15 protein-coding genes and 1 pseudogene are annotated in these 15,691 nt (G+C 68.4%); 11 read left to right on the forward strand and 5 right to left on the reverse strand.

What is annotated here, in order from left to right; genetic code table 11:
* Positions 1-63: 63 nt before the first annotated feature.
* A pseudogene (locus A5732_RS13575) lies at positions 64-471 on the reverse strand (hypothetical protein); the annotation flags it as partial.
* Between the two features lie 82 nt (positions 472-553).
* Here A5732_RS13575 and A5732_RS13580 point away from each other — a divergent pair.
* A complete protein-coding gene (locus A5732_RS13580) occupies positions 554-997 on the forward strand; it encodes an SRPBCC family protein (protein WP_076102465.1) in 444 nt (147 codons plus the stop codon).
* 96 nt (positions 998-1,093) lie between these two features.
* On the opposite strand, the gene A5732_RS13585 is transcribed toward A5732_RS13580, so the two are convergent.
* Together A5732_RS13585 and A5732_RS13590 are read right to left on the reverse strand one after the other, a co-directional pair.
* Positions 1,094-1,510 (reverse strand): nuclear transport factor 2 family protein, encoded by a 417-nt coding sequence (locus tag A5732_RS13585; RefSeq protein ID WP_076102466.1) that lies wholly within the window; start codon positions 1,508-1,510, stop codon positions 1,094-1,096.
* A 213-nt stretch (positions 1,511-1,723) separates the two neighbouring features.
* A complete protein-coding gene (locus tag A5732_RS13590; protein WP_076102551.1) occupies positions 1,724-3,253 on the reverse strand; it encodes an HNH endonuclease signature motif containing protein in 1,530 nt (509 codons plus the stop codon).
* 90 nt (positions 3,254-3,343) lie between these two features.
* Here A5732_RS13590 and A5732_RS13595 point away from each other — a divergent pair, with 90 nt between their 5' ends.
* Positions 3,344-4,189 (forward strand): SDR family NAD(P)-dependent oxidoreductase, encoded by an 846-nt coding sequence (locus tag A5732_RS13595; protein WP_076102467.1) that lies wholly within the window; start codon positions 3,344-3,346, stop codon positions 4,187-4,189.
* Positions 4,190-4,204: 15 nt separating this feature from the next.
* Here A5732_RS13595 and A5732_RS13600 read toward each other — a convergent pair whose 3' ends face one another.
* Entirely contained in the window at positions 4,205-4,585 is a 381-nt protein-coding gene (locus A5732_RS13600; protein ID WP_076102468.1) for a hypothetical protein, read from the reverse strand.
* A gap of 298 nt (positions 4,586-4,883) precedes the next feature.
* Here A5732_RS13600 and A5732_RS27755 point away from each other — a divergent pair, with 298 nt between their 5' ends.
* The 9 genes from A5732_RS27755 (at position 4,884) to A5732_RS13640 (ending at position 14,547) form a co-directional block, all read left to right on the forward strand.
* Positions 4,884-5,012: a hypothetical protein gene (locus tag A5732_RS27755; RefSeq protein WP_256714727.1), complete on the forward strand. Its 129-nt coding sequence runs from the start codon at positions 4,884-4,886 to the stop codon at positions 5,010-5,012.
* 40 nt (positions 5,013-5,052) lie between these two features.
* Complete coding sequence (locus tag A5732_RS13605; protein ID WP_076056916.1) at positions 5,053-5,559, forward strand: hypothetical protein; 507 nt, start codon at positions 5,053-5,055, stop codon at positions 5,557-5,559.
* An 18-nt stretch (positions 5,560-5,577) separates the two neighbouring features.
* Positions 5,578-6,324, forward strand: a complete 747-nt coding sequence (locus A5732_RS13610; RefSeq protein WP_076056882.1) for a gluconate 2-dehydrogenase subunit 3 family protein — start codon at positions 5,578-5,580, stop codon at positions 6,322-6,324.
* Complete coding sequence (locus A5732_RS13615) at positions 6,324-8,021, forward strand: GMC family oxidoreductase (RefSeq protein ID WP_076056884.1); 1,698 nt, start codon at positions 6,324-6,326, stop codon at positions 8,019-8,021. Before A5732_RS13610 ends, A5732_RS13615 begins: the two co-directional genes overlap by 1 nt.
* A 7-nt stretch (positions 8,022-8,028) precedes the next feature.
* On the forward strand, positions 8,029-9,804 hold the full coding sequence (locus A5732_RS13620; RefSeq protein WP_371915789.1) for a glycoside hydrolase family 15 protein: 1,776 nt from the start codon (positions 8,029-8,031) through the stop codon (positions 9,802-9,804).
* A 30-nt stretch (positions 9,805-9,834) separates the two neighbouring features.
* On the forward strand, positions 9,835-10,851 hold the full coding sequence (locus tag A5732_RS13625) for an SDR family oxidoreductase (protein WP_076056887.1): 1,017 nt from the start codon (positions 9,835-9,837) through the stop codon (positions 10,849-10,851).
* Positions 10,848-11,954 carry an enolase C-terminal domain-like protein gene (locus A5732_RS13630; protein WP_076102552.1) on the forward strand — a complete coding sequence of 369 codons (1,107 nt, stop codon included), beginning with the start codon at positions 10,848-10,850 and terminating at the stop codon, positions 11,952-11,954. The genes A5732_RS13625 and A5732_RS13630 overlap by 4 nt, the downstream gene beginning before the upstream one ends.
* A gap of 100 nt (positions 11,955-12,054) precedes the next feature.
* Positions 12,055-12,741 carry a PAS and ANTAR domain-containing protein gene (locus A5732_RS13635; RefSeq protein WP_076102553.1) on the forward strand — a complete coding sequence of 229 codons (687 nt, stop codon included), beginning with the start codon at positions 12,055-12,057 and terminating at the stop codon, positions 12,739-12,741.
* A 24-nt stretch (positions 12,742-12,765) separates the two neighbouring features.
* Positions 12,766-14,547, forward strand: coding sequence for an ABC-F family ATP-binding cassette domain-containing protein (locus tag A5732_RS13640; RefSeq protein WP_076056889.1), 1,782 nt, complete (start codon positions 12,766-12,768; stop codon positions 14,545-14,547).
* Between the two features lie 38 nt (positions 14,548-14,585).
* On the opposite strand, the gene A5732_RS13645 is transcribed toward A5732_RS13640, so the two are convergent.
* Positions 14,586-15,647, reverse strand: a complete 1,062-nt coding sequence (locus tag A5732_RS13645; protein ID WP_076102470.1) for a type III polyketide synthase — start codon at positions 15,645-15,647, stop codon at positions 14,586-14,588.
* Positions 15,648-15,691 lie beyond the last annotated feature (44 nt).

The raw sequence follows: 15,691 nt of genomic DNA on the forward strand, positions 1-15,691 counted from the left end.
AGGGCGGTGGTTCCCCCGATTAGGTATCAGCCGCTGCACCCATTCGGGTCGACGGTGGACCCGTTAGAACGGGGGCGGATCATCGCCGTCGTCGGCAGGTGGCGCGGGGCCGAAGTAGGCGGGCTCGCGCTCTCGACGTTTCGGTTGCCGCGCCTGGCGATTGTGCTTGCGCTCGGTGGCGATGCGTGCGGCCCGGTGTTGGGCGCGGGTGCGCGTGCGTCGGGGCATCATCGCGGTGCGCTCGGCGCAGTAATCCTGGGATGGGTCCACTTCAGCGGCGGGCAGGGCGCCGGTGGACCGGCACAGGCTGGGGAACAGCAGCGCGCTGCCCGGGGTGGTGACGTAGGTGTGCCCGGCCGGCGAGGTCAAGATCAGCGTCCCGTCGGGCAGTTGCTGGTCGCGCCATCCCCAGAACGTCTTCATCAAATGGTGGTAGCGACTGGCCGCAGGACACTTCAGATCGGTTGGGTGCGCACCAATGAGACTTGCCTGTACAGGCCGGTGAAAGTAGATAGCATCTGGGCGGATAGCAACACGGAAGGCTGGGTGTCTCGTGGTCCAACTTCACGTCGACCGCACTATCGCTGCTTCCCAGGAACGCGTTTTCAACTGGCTGGCCGACCCAGCGAATTTCGCCTCGCCATTGGCTTCAAAGATTGGTTTCAAGGCCGGTTATCTAGAAAATCGATCGCCCGAAGTGGGCGCGGCACGAGAGGTGAACGGGTTCGGTAACACCTGGTTCCGGGAGGAGATCACCGCTTATGACTTCCCACGGAGCTACTCCTACCGCGTTATTCGCTCCTTTCCCGCGATCGACCATGAGGGTGGCACCATGGCGTTCACCCCCTCACCGGACGGCACACACGTTGACTGGTTCTCTACCTTCACCTACCCAGCTCGCTCGGGTGGCAAGGTGATGGATGCGGTCAGCTCGCGACTCGTCCGTCGAAGCTTCCTCAACATCCTCGCCAGGTGCGCGGAGGCATTGGAAAGTTAGTGATACCGACCTGCTAAAGAACATTTCAGATCGCTGAAGGCTGCGCCTACGTACACCGCGCGTGAAGCATCGCAAGTGTCATGGCGGTCTCGGTCTCTATCCGAATAGCACCGTGCAAATCAAGTGCGTGTCGCAGTACTCTCGCCAATGCGTGACCTTGCTCCCAGCGAAGTGAAATAACCAGCTATAGATGTTCGAATACTTCTTCCCGCTTAGTGCGGTGGCGTTCGACTGGCCGAAGACCGCCACGTAGTCGCCGTCGCTTAAGGCGAGGTCATAACTGAAGTGCAAGCCGTCGTTGGTGAAGCTTGGGATGTTGCCCACGAAACTGAGAAATGCTTGTCTATCGAAATCGGTCGGCATTGGCTCGCCCGTTGGGAGGTTTATTGGTGCACGGCGCATCGACTTGAACGTGAAGTCGTCGCTGATCATTGCGTCAACCGCCGCGGCATCACCTTGTTCTGCTGCCTGCAACAGCTCTTTTGCTCTCTGCTTCCGCTGAACGTCGGTCATGCTGCCCCTTTGGTGTGTGAGGCCCGTTGATCGGGAGCCGATGATCACGCGCCAGGTGTGTGATTGCCAGGGGTTGTCCGCAAATTGAGATCCACTGCTGCTCCCTGAGTCTTGACAGCTCCGACATCATGGCACATCAGGGCAGCTAGAAGGGCGGTGGTTCCCCCGATTAGGTATCAGCCGCTGCACCCATTCGGGTCGACGGTGGACCCGTTAGAACGGGGGCGGATCATCGCCGTCGTCGGCAGGTGGAGCGGGGCCGAAGTAGGCGGGCTCGCGCTCTCGACGTTTCGGTTGCCGTGCCTGGCGATTGTGCTTGCGCTCGGTGGCGATGCGGGCGGCCCGGTGTTGGGCGCGGGTGCGCGTGCGTCGGGGCATCATCGCGGTGCGCTCGGCGCAGTAATCCTGGGGCGGATCGGCTTCAGCGGCGGGCAGGGCGCCGGTGGACTGGCACAGGCTGGGGAACAGCAGCGCGCTGCCCGGGGTGGTGACGTAGGTGTGCCCGGCCGGCGAGGTCAAGATCAGCGTTCCGTCGGGCAGTTGCTGGTCGCGCCATCCCCAGAAAGTTTTGACCAGATGATGAGTACGGCAGTAGCACTTGAGGTTTGACGCATGCGTCCGGCCGCCGTCGGCATACGGGATCGTATGGTCGAGGTCGCAGTCGATCGCCGGGCGGTCGCAGCCTGGCCAGCGGCAGGTCAGATCCCGGCACCGCACGAAATCGGCCAGCGCCTTGGACGGCACATAACCGGACTCGGCAGGCGCATCACCGGGGTGCACCAGCGGCGAAAGTTTGGCCGAGACGGCCAACTCGGCGACAAGTTCGGGGGCGATGAGTCCGTCGGCGTTCACCTCTGAAGCCGGTGCGGCACCCATCCCGTCGAGCGTTGCCCTCTCGGCGATGACGTGGATTAGCACCGGGCTTGGCGCCGGCCGCTGGCCTGCCGAGCAGTTGTGGCGCCCGCAGCGACAGCCCAGCCGGTCGGCCCCGCACGCCAGCGCCCCCAAGGCGTCAGCGCGGCGCTGCTCACGGCTACGCGGATCGTGCTCGCATACCGTGCCCGCCAGCGCATCCAGCCGTTTGTCCAGCGCATGCGCGTCGGGGGTCAGCAGGCTGCCGTGGATCTCGGCGATCCCCCCGACGCCGTCGGCGATCCACACCTCGCGATCGGCCACGAACTTCCTGCGTTGCCGCACCGCGTCGGCGTCGGCCTTAGCCACGACCTTGTCCACCTGCGCGGCCAGCCGCCCCCGGGTCATCGACGGCCAGCGCGCCACGTTGACCGCCAGCTCGGCGTCCACCGCCGCCAGCACGTCGCGATCCGTGATCAGGTCGGTGCGGAACACGATCGTTTGAAACATCAGGTAGCCGATATCCCCGGCCGCGAACACCGCGCCCACCTTCGGCAGCCGCTCGCGCATCGCGCGCGCGTACCGCAACCGGCTCCCCGCCAGCCCTTGGCCGATCCGCAGCGCCGCGGCCACCTCGGCGGCCACCGCCTCCTGCGTGTCGACCGCCCACTCCTCGGTCTCCGAGCACCGCGACAAGCGGTAGGCGAACAACTTCCCGATCGCCACCAGCTGGGCGGCCGCGGCCCGGTTCTCCGCCCGCGCCGACACGCAAATCTCGTCGACCAACGCCGTGGACTCCGACGTGGTCGACGGGCGCTGCCGCTCGAAAAGGTCGTCAAACCACGCAATCACCTCCGGCGACGACCCCGCGCACGGGCTGAACTCGAACATACGTTCGAGCATGCCACGGGCCACCGACAAGTGTGGTCAGAGCGCCTGAATAACGGCCCTAGCTGGGCAGACGACGCCTATCCTTCCCTCATGACGTCGAGCTTGTCGGGCAAGGTCGCATTCATCACCGGCGGTGCTTCGGGCATCGGCGCCGCGCTGGCCACCAAGTTGGTCGAGGGCGGCGCGGAGGTCTGGCTCGCCGATCGCCAACTGGCCGCGGCGCAGCAGCTGGCGCAACGCCTCAGCAACGGCGGTACGAAGGCCCACGCGATCGAACTCGACGTCCGCGACTACCCCGCGTTCGAGGGCGCGGTGGCCGAGGCGGTGCAGACATCCGGGCGCATCGACTACCTGTTCAACAATGCGGGCATCGGCGTCGGCGGCGAGGTCGACTCCTACACCCTCGACGACTGGAACGACGTCCTGGCCGTGAACCTGCACGGGGTGGTGCACGGCATCCAGGCGGTGTATCCGATCATGATCCGGCAGCGCTCGGGCCACATCGTGAACACCGCGTCGATGGCGGGTCTGCTGGCCGGCCCCGGCACCGCCAGCTACACCGCCTCCAAGCACGCCGTCGTCGCCCTGTCGAAGGCGTTGCGGGTGGAGGCCGAGCGCCACAACGTGAAGGTGTCGGTGCTGTGCCCCGGCGCGATCCGGACCCCGATCCTCACCGGCGGCACGTACGGCCGGATGACCAACACCGGCGCCAGCGACGAGGACCTGCTCAAGTTCTGGGAGCCGATGCGGCCGATGGCACCGGACGACTTCGCCGCCCGCGTACTTCGTGCCGTGCTGCGGAACAAGGCGATCATCATCGTGCCGGCCTGGTGGAAGGCGCTGTGGTACCTGGACCGCCTCTCGCCGGCCATTTCGACGCGGGCCGCGCGTCTGACGCTCAAGCGGTTGCGCGAAATGCCTTCTCACGCAAGGTGATTAACCGCCCACGCGTCAGTCAAGGTTATGCCGAGACATCCAGCGATCGAGGCGAGCCTGCATGGCGAGCCAGTTCAGCCCGCTTTGTCGCAGCTGCTGCGCCATCCGCCGGTCCTCCTCCGCGAACCTGCGGTGCTCGGCCGCGTGGGCCCGCAAAAACGCGCATCGACGTCCACCGCGGTCGGCCGCGTCTTCGAAAGCCTGCGCGGTTCGATCCTGACTCTGCGCGGATAACGCCAAACTTGCGGCCGCGGCCTGCACGCTGTCCGCTGCGAGTCGCCTTGCCACCTCGGCCGCTTGTCGCGCCTGCTCCGCCCGCTGCCCGGCAAGCACCGCTTGCGCCACGGCATGCGTCTGCTCGCTGGATTCGAGTGAATCGTCTCTCGTCTGCACCATCAGCGTGCCCCCGTCCTCGCCGCAGGATTGCCGCGCCGGCGCGCCTCAAACCCGCTCGCCACCACCGCTCCTGAAAGCACGCTGAGAACCGCCTGCGGCGCCGTTTGCGCAGCAGGACGCCGGGTACACAGCGGTTGCGCTTCGGTCGCGACGCGTTGTCGGGGCCTTCTCGGTTGAAAGACACAGCTGGGCGCTTCCAGTTTTCTGGGCGGGCTTCGGCGACCGTCACTGCACGGACAGTGTCGGGGGCCGAAGCCGGCCAGACCGTGTTCCTTCCAACGCGAAGGCGAGGTGGCTTATGGGCACGACGTCGGCGGATTCGCTCGACGACCCTGGCATCGGCGGCGCACTCATTCGGTCATCCGGTGTCTTCGGCGCGCCCACCGCGACCAACCAGTTCATCAACCACGCCACACCCGGCCGGTAATCGCCGGCCGGGCACGAGCGCGAGCGAGAAAGGGATGCACATGTTGTTGCTGGGCAACGGCGGACGGTTGAAAGACCGCACCGCCGGCCGCGACGGACTCGGCGAGGTTCAACATCTGGCCGGCCGAGCGCTGTACGACGTCGCGCACGGCCGATTCGAACGCTCGCTGTCCGGGCTGACCGCCGTGGCGGCTCTGGTCACGACCGCCGAAATCTACTTCGAGCACTACAAAGCCAGCTTCGGCAACAAATGGATGTGGAGCCCGATCGTGGTGACCCCGCCGGTGGTCGTCGCCGGAATCGGCGGGGTGTTCTCGAAGCGCTGGGCCAAACTGTGGCTGCCCATCACCGCGGGCATCTATACGGCCAACGGACTGATGGGCGAATACCTGCACGCCCGCGGCGTCGCGCGCAAGCCGGGTGGCTGGAAGAACGCGTCGTACAACGTGCCGATGGGTCCGCCGATCGCGGCGCCGGGATTGATGTGCATGGTCGGCGGGATGGGGTTGCTGGCGTCGATCCTGCGCCGCGAACGGTTCCGCGGTTAGGGCGCTGGGATGTCTGAGATGGCCAACACCTCACGCCCCGACCACCTGCCCAACCTGCGCCCCGACGGCAAGCCGCCACACCCGTCCTGGCTGCCCAGGCAACGCCGCGGCGTCACGCCGCAGATGATCGGTCGCTATCCCGATTACGACGTGCTGGAAACCGCCGACAAGTGGGACGAGGCCACCCGGAAGGTGGTGCTGGCGCGGCTCGAACCGCCCGGCCCCTTGCGGTTTTTCACGCCCGACGAGGAGCCGTGCCTGCGCGCGTTCTGCGACACGGTGCTGGCGCAGGACGTCGACCCGCGGGTTCCGGTGGCCGAGTCCGTCGACTCCAAGCTCGCCGACGGCCGCCTCGACGGCTACCAGTACGCCGACATGCCCGACGACCGCGACACCTGGCGGCTGGTGCTGCGCGGGCTCGACGAGACGGCCTCGGCCCACTACGGCGCACCGTCATTCGCCGAGGCCGACATCACCACCCGCGAGGCGATCATCGACAAGTTCTCGCAGGCGGAACTGCAAGGCGGGGTGTGGGAGAGCCTGAACGTCAAGCGCGCCTGGTCTGTCTGCATGCGAGCGGCCTTGTCCGGCTTCTACTCCCACCCCTGGGCGTGGAACGAGATCGGGTTCGGCGGCCCGGCCTACCCGCGCGGTTTCATGCGTCTCGGTGGTGCCACCGGGCCGGCCGCCGCGCGCGAACCGTACGAGACCCCGGGCGCCACCGACGAGGATCCGGTGCAAGTCGTGAACAACGGGGAGCTGTGATGGGCGACTTCTTGCGGGGCCTGTTCAAGGGAGCGGTCGAACCGAAGGACAACGATTCGCGATTCCTGCTCGACGTGCACTCGCGCGACCTGCCCGGTGAGAAGACCATGCGCCGCTACGCCGACGACGACGAGGTCGACCTGGTGGTGGTGGGCGCAGGGGCCGGCGGTTCGGTGCTGGCGCAGCGGCTGGCCCGGCAGGGCTGGCGGGTCGTGATCCTCGAGGCCGGCCCGTTCTGGCACCCCGACGAGGACTGGGTGTCCGATGAGGCCGGCGCGCATGCCCTGTACTGGACGCAGAAACGCATTCTCGGCGGCAATGACCCAATCGAGCTGGGCAAGAACAACTCCGGGCGCGGGGTGGGCGGGTCCATGGTGCACTACGCCGGGTACACCCCGCGCTTCCACCCCAGCGACTTCGAGACCTACACCCGGGACGGGGTCGGGGCGGACTGGCCCATCCGCTACGAGGACATCCGCCGCCACTACGAGCAGGTCGAGCTCGAGCTGCCGGTGGCCGGCCAGAACTGGCCTTGGGGCGATCCGCACCGCTATCCCTTTGCACCGCACCCAATTTCGGGTGCGGCCGCCAAGATATGGCGGGGCGCGCTCAAGCTCGGCATCGAGATGCGGGTGGGGCCCGTCGGCATCGTCAACGGCACGTTCGGCAACCGGCCGCACTGCATCTACCGCGGCTACTGCCTGCAGGGCTGCAAGGTCAACGCCAAGGCCAGCCCGTACGTCACGCACCTGCCCGACGCGCTGGCCCACGCCGTGGAGATCCGCGCCAACTGCATGGCCTCGCGCGTCGAGCTCGACGAGAGCGGCGCGGCCCGCGGCGTCGTCTACTACGACGAGATAGGCAGCAAAGAGCGGCTGCAACGCGCCAAAGTCGTTGCCATTGCCGGGTATTCGATCGAGACACCTCGCCTACTGTTGAATTCGGCCAGCGAGCGCTTCCCGAACGGGCTGGGCAACAACGACGATCAGCTCGGGCGCTACGTGATGGTGCAGGGTGCCACCCAGTCCGCCGGCCGGTGGTCGGAGGAGGTCCGGATGTACAAGGCGCCGCCCCCGGAGGTGACCTCCGAACAGTACTACGAGACCGACCTCTCGCGTGGGTTCGCCCGCGGCTTCGCCATCCAAACCGTGTCGCCGATGCCGATCGGCTGGGCCGAACACGTGCTGGCCGAAGGGCACTGGGGTCGCGCCATGCGGGAGTACATGCGTGACTACAACCACTGGGCGACCGTCGGCGTGCTCAACGAGTTGTTGCCGCTGCCGGACAACCGGGTGACGCTGGCCGACGAGAAGGATCCGTACGGGATCCCGGTGGCCCGGTTCGACTACACCCTCTGCGACAACGACAAGGCCAACATGGCCTACTCCACCAAGGTGATCGGCGACATCCTGCACGCCGCCGACGCCCAGGACGTGCTCACCATCGAGCGGTTCGCCCACCTGATCGGCGGCGCCCGGATGGGCACCAGCCCGCAGAATTCCGTCGTCGACTCCGATCAACGCGTGTGGGGCGTGCCGAACCTGTTTCTCGCCGACGGCTCGGTGTGCCCCACGCAGGGCTCGGCGAACCCCGCGCTGACCATCATGGCGCTGGCCTCGCGGCTCGCCGAACGGCTAGCCGGCGGGAAGATCGATACCGCCGCGGGACGGAGGTCGGAGGCGGGAGCCCGTGGCTGACAAGACGATGGACGTCGACACGATTTTCGCGCCTCGGGTGCTGCGTGAGTACGCACTGCTCGCCGACGGCGAGCGCGGCGCGCTGCTGGGGCCGCAGGGTGACGTGGCCTGGATGTGCGCGCCGCACTGGGACTCCGACGCCGTCTTCTCTAATCTCATTGGCGGCGGGGGGGTTTACGCGATCACCCCGATCGACGTCCGGCACGTGTGGGGCGGCTATTACGAGCCGGGCAGCCTGATCTGGCGCAATCGCTGGACGACCCGCGACAGCACCGTGGAATGCCGTGAGGCGCTGGCCTTTCCGGGCGACCCGGACCGGGTGGTGTTGCTGCGGCGCCTCACGGTGTGCCGCGGCACTGCGCGCATCCGGGTGCTGCTGGCACCTGGTGCGGCGTTCGGCCGGCACGGCCTCGGCCGGCCGACCTCTGAGGGCGGGGTGTGGAGCGGCCGGTCGGGCCGGTTGCGCTGGCGCTGGCTGGCCGGCTGCGACGTGAGCACCATCAAAGCCGCGCATGACAAAAGCGAACTGCTCACCTGTGAGATCACCCTCGAGGAGGGCCGGCGACACGATCTGGTGCTGGAGGTGTCCGAACGCGCACTGCCCGACCAGGTCCCCGACCCCGACCTGGCCTGGGACGCCACCGCGGACGCCTGGCAGCGCAGCGTGCCGCGGCTGGACTGCACCATCGCCCCCCGCGACGGACGCCACTCCTACGCGGTGCTGCGCGGGCTGACCAGCAGCGGCGGTGGCATGGTGGCCGCCGCGACAATGAGCCTGCCCGAACGTCTGCACGCCAATCAGAACTACGACTACCGCTACGCCTGGATCCGCGACCAGGTGTACGCCGGCATGGCCGCCGCCGCGGTCGGCACGACCGAATTGCTGGACTGCGCGGTCGAATTCGTCGGTGCCCGGCTGCTCGAAGACGGCCCAAACCTCAAACCGGCCTACACCGTCACCGGTAGCGCGGTGCCCAGCGAAGAAGCGCTCGATCTGCCCGGCTATCCCGGCGGCACCGACAAGCTCGGCAACTGGGTCAATCAGCAATTCCAGCTCGACGTGTTCGGCGAGGCGCTGCAGCTGCTGGCCAAGGCGGGCGCCGTCGACCGGCTCGACGGCGAGGGTTGGCGCGCCGCACAGGCGGCCATCGGAGCGATCGAAAAGCGTTGGCGGGAACCGGATGCCGGGGTGTGGGAGGTCGGCAACGAGCACTGGACGCAGTCGCGGCTGGCCTGTGTCGCTGGGTTGCGCGCCATCGCCAAGCTGGCCGGCGCCGGTCCGGAGGTGGCCGCCAGCGCTTCGCTGGCCGACGCGATCCTGGCGGACACGGCCTCGAGCAGCCTGCACCCGCACGGCTATTGGCAGCGCAGCCCGCGGCTGACGGGCGTCGACGCGTCGCTGCTGTTGCCACCGGTGCGCGGCGCCGTGCCCGTCGACGACCCGCGCACCCGGGCCACGCTGGACGCCGTTCGCCGGGAGCTCACCGACGACGGGTTCGTCTACCGTTTCCGGCACGACGAGCGCGACCTCGGCGACGCCGAGGGCGCCTTCCTGCTCTGCGGCTTCATGATGGCGCTGGCCGAAGACCAAGTGGGCCATGGTCATTGCGCGATGCGCTGGTTCGAACGCAACCGCGCTGCGTGCGGCCCGCCGGGGCTGTTCTGCGAGGAGTACGACGTGCGGCAGCGTCAGCTCCGCGGCAACCTGCCCCAGGCATTCGCGCACGCGCTGATGCTCGAATGCACGGCCACCCTCACCGACGACGACACCCACCATGACTGACCACCCGACCGAGCGAGAGGCAGTACTGCGATGACACAGACCGTGGTGATCACCGGAGCCAGCGCCGGCATCGGCCGCGCCACCGCGAGGGAGTTCGGGCGGCGCGGCGCCAACGTCGTCCTGCTCGCCCGCGGCGCCGCCGGACTCGACGGGGCCGCACGTGACGTCGAAGCCGGCGGCGGCAAGGCGCTGGCCATCCCGACCGACGTGGCCGACCACTCGGCCGTCGTCGCCGCCGCCGACGAGGCGGAAGCCGCCTTCGGTCCCATCGACGTCTGGGTCAACGTCGCGTTCACGTCCGTGTTCGCGCCGTTCGCCGAGATCAGCGCCGAGGAGTTCAAACGCGTGACCGACGTGTCCTACCTCGGGTACGTGCACGGCACCATGGCCGCACTGGCCAAGATGCGCCCCCGCAACCGCGGCACCATCGTGCAGGTGGGTTCGGCGCTCAGCCAGCGATCGATCCCGCTGCAGTCGGCCTATTGCGGCGCCAAGCACGCCGTCAACGGGTTCACCGAATCGGTGCGCTGCGAGCTGTTTCACGAGGGCTCGAAGGTGCGGATCACCATCGTGCAGATGCCCGCGGTGAACACCCCGCAATTCTCCTGGGTGCTGTCCCGGCTGCCCCGCCATCCGCAGCCGGTGCCGCCGATCTACCAGCCCGAGGTCGCCGCCCGCGGCGTCCTGTACGCCGCCGATCATCCGGGGCGCAAACAATTCTGGGTCGGCGACTCCACCATGGTGACCCTGCTGGGCCAGAAGTTCGTCGCACCGCTGCTGGACCGCTACCTCGGCCGCACCGGATACGACTCCCAGCAGACCAAGGAACACGTCAGCGGCGACCGGCCCAACAACCTCTGGCAGCCGTTGGATCAGGAGCCGGGCACCGACCACGGCCCGCGCGGCCAGTTCGATGACCAGTCGCACACGCACAGCCCGCAACTGTGGGCCTCCCAACATCCCGTCGTCAGCGGCACCGGCGCGCTGAGCGCCGCCGGGGTGGGCGCGTGGCTCGCGGCGCGGGCGGGGCGACGGTGGTGTCGATGACACCCGACGCGCGGATCGAGGAGGTCACCGCGCAGGTCTACGAAATCCCCACCGACGCACCGGAAGCCGACGGCACCCTGTCCTGGACGTCGACCACGCTGGTGCTGGCCGAGGTTGCCGCCGGCGGCCACCGCGGGATCGGCTACACCTACGCCGACGGGGCCTGCGCCAAGCTGATCGGCGGCAGGCTCGCCGGCGCGCTCACCGGCTACAGCGCCGTGGACATCCCGGCGCGGTGGGCCTCGATGGTCGCGGCGATGCGCAACAACGGGCGGCCCGGGCTGGCCTCCTGCGCGATCTCTGCGGTTGACACCGCGCTGTGGGATCTCAAGGGCAAGTTGCTGGAGCTGCCGGTATGCCGGCTGCTCGGCATGGCACACCCGGAAGTGCCGATCTACGGCAGCGGCGGCTTCACAACCTACGACGAAAGGACGACCCGCGCCCAGCTCGAACGCTGGGTCGAGGAGTGGAAGATCCCACGGGTGAAGATCAAGATCGGCGAGTCGTGGGGCTCCGACGTGAGCCGCGATCTGGATCGGATTGCCCTGGCGCGCAAGGTGATCGGGCCAGACGTCGAACTCTACGTGGACGCCAACGGCGGCTACGACCGCAAGCAGGCGATCCGGGTGGCCCACGCGATGGCCGACCACGGTGTCACGTGGTTCGAAGAACCCGTGTCCTCCGACGATCTGGATGGGCTGCGCGAGGTACGCGACCAGGTGACGCCGGACGTCACCGCCGGCGAATACGGCTACGACCTGGCCTACTTCAACCGCATGCTCGCCGCCGACGCGGTCGACTGCCTGCAGATCGACGTCACTCGCTGCGGGGGCATCACCGACTGGGTGCGCGCCGCGGCCGTCGCCGCCTCCTACAACGTGGACGTCTCGGGGCACTGCGCTCCCAACCTGCACGCCCACGTCGCCACCACCATCCCGAACCTGCGGCATCTGGAGTATTTCCACGACCACCACCGCATCGAACACATGCTCTTCGACGGCGCGCTGCCGCCCGATGGCGGCGCATTGCGGCCCGATCAACACCGGCCGGGGTTCGGCCTGGAGTTCAAACACCACGACGCCGAGCGCTACCGGACGGCCTGACGACAGGCACTCTCATGCGCGCCGTGAGGCGAGGTATTAACCCGCGCAAAAACGGGAATCGATACGCCAAGGTTTTCACAAAGGGGATTGGGGAAACGTGATGACGGGGAGCTTCAACGACGAAACCGTTGAGTGCCGCGAGGCGCTGGTGTCCGACGTCGTCGAGGGAGGCGATCTGAGCGCGGTCGACCTGGTGTTGGGTCTCGGCGAGCCACAGCGCGTCGGCCGGTTCTGGTTCTACCTCGAGGGCCATCGCTGGGAGTGGTCGGATGCGGTGGCGCGCATGCACGGCTACAAGCCGGGACAGGTGGAGCCCACCACGGAACTGCTGCTGCAACACAAACACCCCGAAGACCGGGAGCGGGTGGCCGCCGTGCTGGACCGCGTGACCAAGGGGAAGCCGTTCAGCAGCCGGCACCGCATCATCGACGCCGCCGGGCGCACCCGCTGCGTCGTCGTCACCGGCGATCGCATGCTCGACGGCAGCGGTGCGTTGGCCGGCACGTCCGGGTTCTACGTCGACGTCACCGACTCACTGCACTCCGATATCACCAACGTCCTCTCGGCGGTGGCCGAGGCCCGGGCGCGCATCGAGCAGGCCAAGGGCGTGCTGATGATCGCCTACGGCATCTCGGCCGAGCGTGCGTTCGACATTCTGGTGTGGCGGTCCCAGGAGACGAACCTCAAGCTGCGCGACGTCGCCAGCCGCTTCCTGGACGCCGTGGCCAGCAAGGCCTCGTCGGAAACTCAAAGCCAGGTTGACCAGGCGCTGCTGACCCTGGGCTAGCGGCGCACCGCTAGGGTCGGCCCAGTGGCACACCTACTTGGAGCTGAGGCCGTACACCTCGAATATCCGACTCAGGTGGTCTTCGGATCGATCACGCTCGGGGTCAACGATGGCGCGCGCATCGGCATCGTCGGTCGAAACGGTGACGGCAAATCCAGCCTGCTGCGGCTGCTGACCGGCCAACAGGAGCCCGATTCCGGCCGGGTCACCCGGCGCAGCGGGCTGCGCGTCGGCGCGCTGAGCCAGGGCGACACCCTGGACCCCGACCGCAGCGTGGGCTACACCCTCGTCGGCGAGGCCGCCGAACACCAGTGGGCCGGCGACGCGCGGGTCCGCGACGTGGTCGCCGGGCTGGTCTCCGACATCGCCTGGGAGGCAACGGTCGCCACGCTGTCCGGGGGCCAGCGCCGCCGGGTGCAGCTGGCCAGGTTGCTGATCGGCGAATGGGACGTCATCGCACTCGACGAGCCCACCAACCATCTGGACATCGAGGGCATCACCTGGCTGGCCGGCCATCTGCGCCAACGCTGGGCGCGCAACACCGGCGGGCTGCTGCTGGTGACCCACGACCGCTGGTTTCTCGACGAGGTCGCCACCACGACGTGGGAGGTGCACGACGGGATCGTCGAACCGTTCGACGGCGGGTACGCGGCCTACGTCCTGCAACGCGTCGAACGGGACCGGATGGCCGCCGCCGCCGAGGCCAAGCGGCAGAACCTGATGCGCAAGGAGCTGGCGTGGCTGCGCCGCGGGGCGCCGGCGCGGACGTCCAAACCCAAGTTCCGGATCGAGGCGGCCAACCAGCTGATCGCTGACGTGCCGCCGCTGCGCAACACCGTCGAGCTGGCCAAGCTGGCCACCGCGCGGCTGGGCAAGGACGTGGTCGACCTGCTCGACGTGTCGGTCTCGTACGGGGGCCGCCCGGTGCTGCGCGACATCGAGTGGCGGATCGCCCCCGGCGAGCGGACCGGCATCGTCGGAGCCAACGGCGCCGGCAAGTCAACGCTGCTGGGGCTGATCGACGGCACCATCACCCCAAACGCCGGACGGGTCAAGCGCGGCAAGACCGTGCGGCTGGCAGTGCTCGACCAGCAGGGCGATGCCCTGGCCTCGGTCGGCGGCGACCGGATCGCCGATGTGCTGGGCAGGCTGCCGGGCGGCTATCAGGTCGACGGCCGCGAGGTCACCCCGGCGCAGCTGCTGGAGCGGCTCGGCTTCGGCCGGGGTCAGCTGTCGGCCCGCGTCGAGGATCTCTCCGGCGGTGAGCGGCGGCGGCTGCAGCTGATGCTCACGCTGTTGTCCGAGCCCAACGTGTTGCTGCTCGACGAGCCGACCAACGACGTCGACACCGACACCCTGGCCGCGATGGAGGACCTGCTGGACTCGTGGGCGGGCACGCTGATCGTCGTCTCGCACGACCGCTACCTGCTGGAGCGGGTCACCGATCAGCAATACGCGGTGCTCGACGGCCGGTTGCGGCATCTGCCCGGCGGTGTCGACGAGTATCTACGGCTGGCCGAGCGGCGCGCCGTGGAGGCGCCCGCCGGATCATCGCGGCCGTCCGAGCCCGCCCCCCAAGCGATGTCGGGCGCACAACGCCGCGCCGCGGAAAAAGAGGTGGCCTCCGTCGATCGCCAGCTCGCGCGGCTGGCGGACCGGATCGAGGACAAGCACAACGAACTCGCCGCGCACGACCAGTCCGACCATGTCGGCATCACCCGGCTCACCCAGGAGCTGCGTGCGCTCGAAGACGAGGTGGCCGCGACCGAGAGCCGCTGGCTGGAGCTCTCCGAGCTGCTCGAATAGTGCTGGCGCGCAGCAGAGTTCGCGACGCCGTCAAGCGCTCAGTGCCAGCGCAGTAACACCAGTTCGGAGCCGAAGCCGGGGCCCATCGCCAGCATCAGCCCGGGGCTGCCGCCGGGCGGCGGTTTGGCGATGGTGTCGCGCAGGATGTGCAGCACCGACGCCGACGACAGGTTGGCGACCTCCTCGAGCGAGCGCCAGGTCAATTCCTGCGCCTCCGGTGGCAGTTCGAGGCTGGTGGCGATCGCGTTGATCACCTTGGGGCCGCCGGGGTGCGTGACCCAGGCGCCGATGTCGTCCTTCGTCAGCCGGTGCGCCGCGAGGAAGCTGTTCACGTCGTCGGCCAGGTAGCGGTCGATCACCTTCGGCAGGTCCGGGGACATCGCCAGCTGCATGCCGTCCGAGCCGATGTTCCAGCCCATGATGTGCAGCGATTCGGGATACTGCCGGCTGCGCGAATCCACGATGTCGGGTCCGGCGGAATTCAGCTGCTCGGCGCGACGGTCGCCGACGGCGACCACGGCCGCGGCGCCGTCGCCGAACATCGCCGTGCCGACCAGGCCCGACACGGTCGGCCTGACCGTCGGGAAGGTGAGCGAGCACAGCTCGACCGACACCAGGGCGGCGACGCCGTCGGGCGCACCCCGCAGGTAATCGTGTAGCCGTCCCACGCCGCCGGCCCCTGCCGCGCAGCCCAGCCCGAACATCGGGATCCGGCGCACGTCCGGGCGCAGGCCGAGGAGGCCCACGAGCCGGGCGTCGAGGGACGGCACCGCGATGCCGGTGACGGTCGTGGTCGCGATCATGTCGATGTCTTGCGGCTGCAGCCCGGCCTCGTCGAGCGCGCCCAGCAGCGCGTCGCAGCCCAGCTCCAGGGCCTTGTCGATGAAGATCTCGTTGGTCGCGCTGAAGTCGGTCAGCTCGTGGTAGCGCTCAAGGGGCAGCACCAGGTGGCGGCTGTTGACCTTGGCGGCGGCGTGCAGCCGCCGGACGATCCCTTCGTGCTGCTTCAAGGTCGGCAACTCGACGAGCTGGTCGGTGATTTCGCTTTGGCTGTACCGATGTGGCGGCAACGCGCCGAAAACACCCGCGATGACGCTCATCTTCTACCTTCTTGATTGCCAACCAGCAGAAACACTCCCCCTAA

It is taken from the genome of Mycobacterium colombiense (genome assembly GCF_001953985.1).
GTDB classification, from domain to species: domain Bacteria; phylum Actinomycetota; class Actinomycetes; order Mycobacteriales; family Mycobacteriaceae; genus Mycobacterium; species Mycobacterium colombiense_B.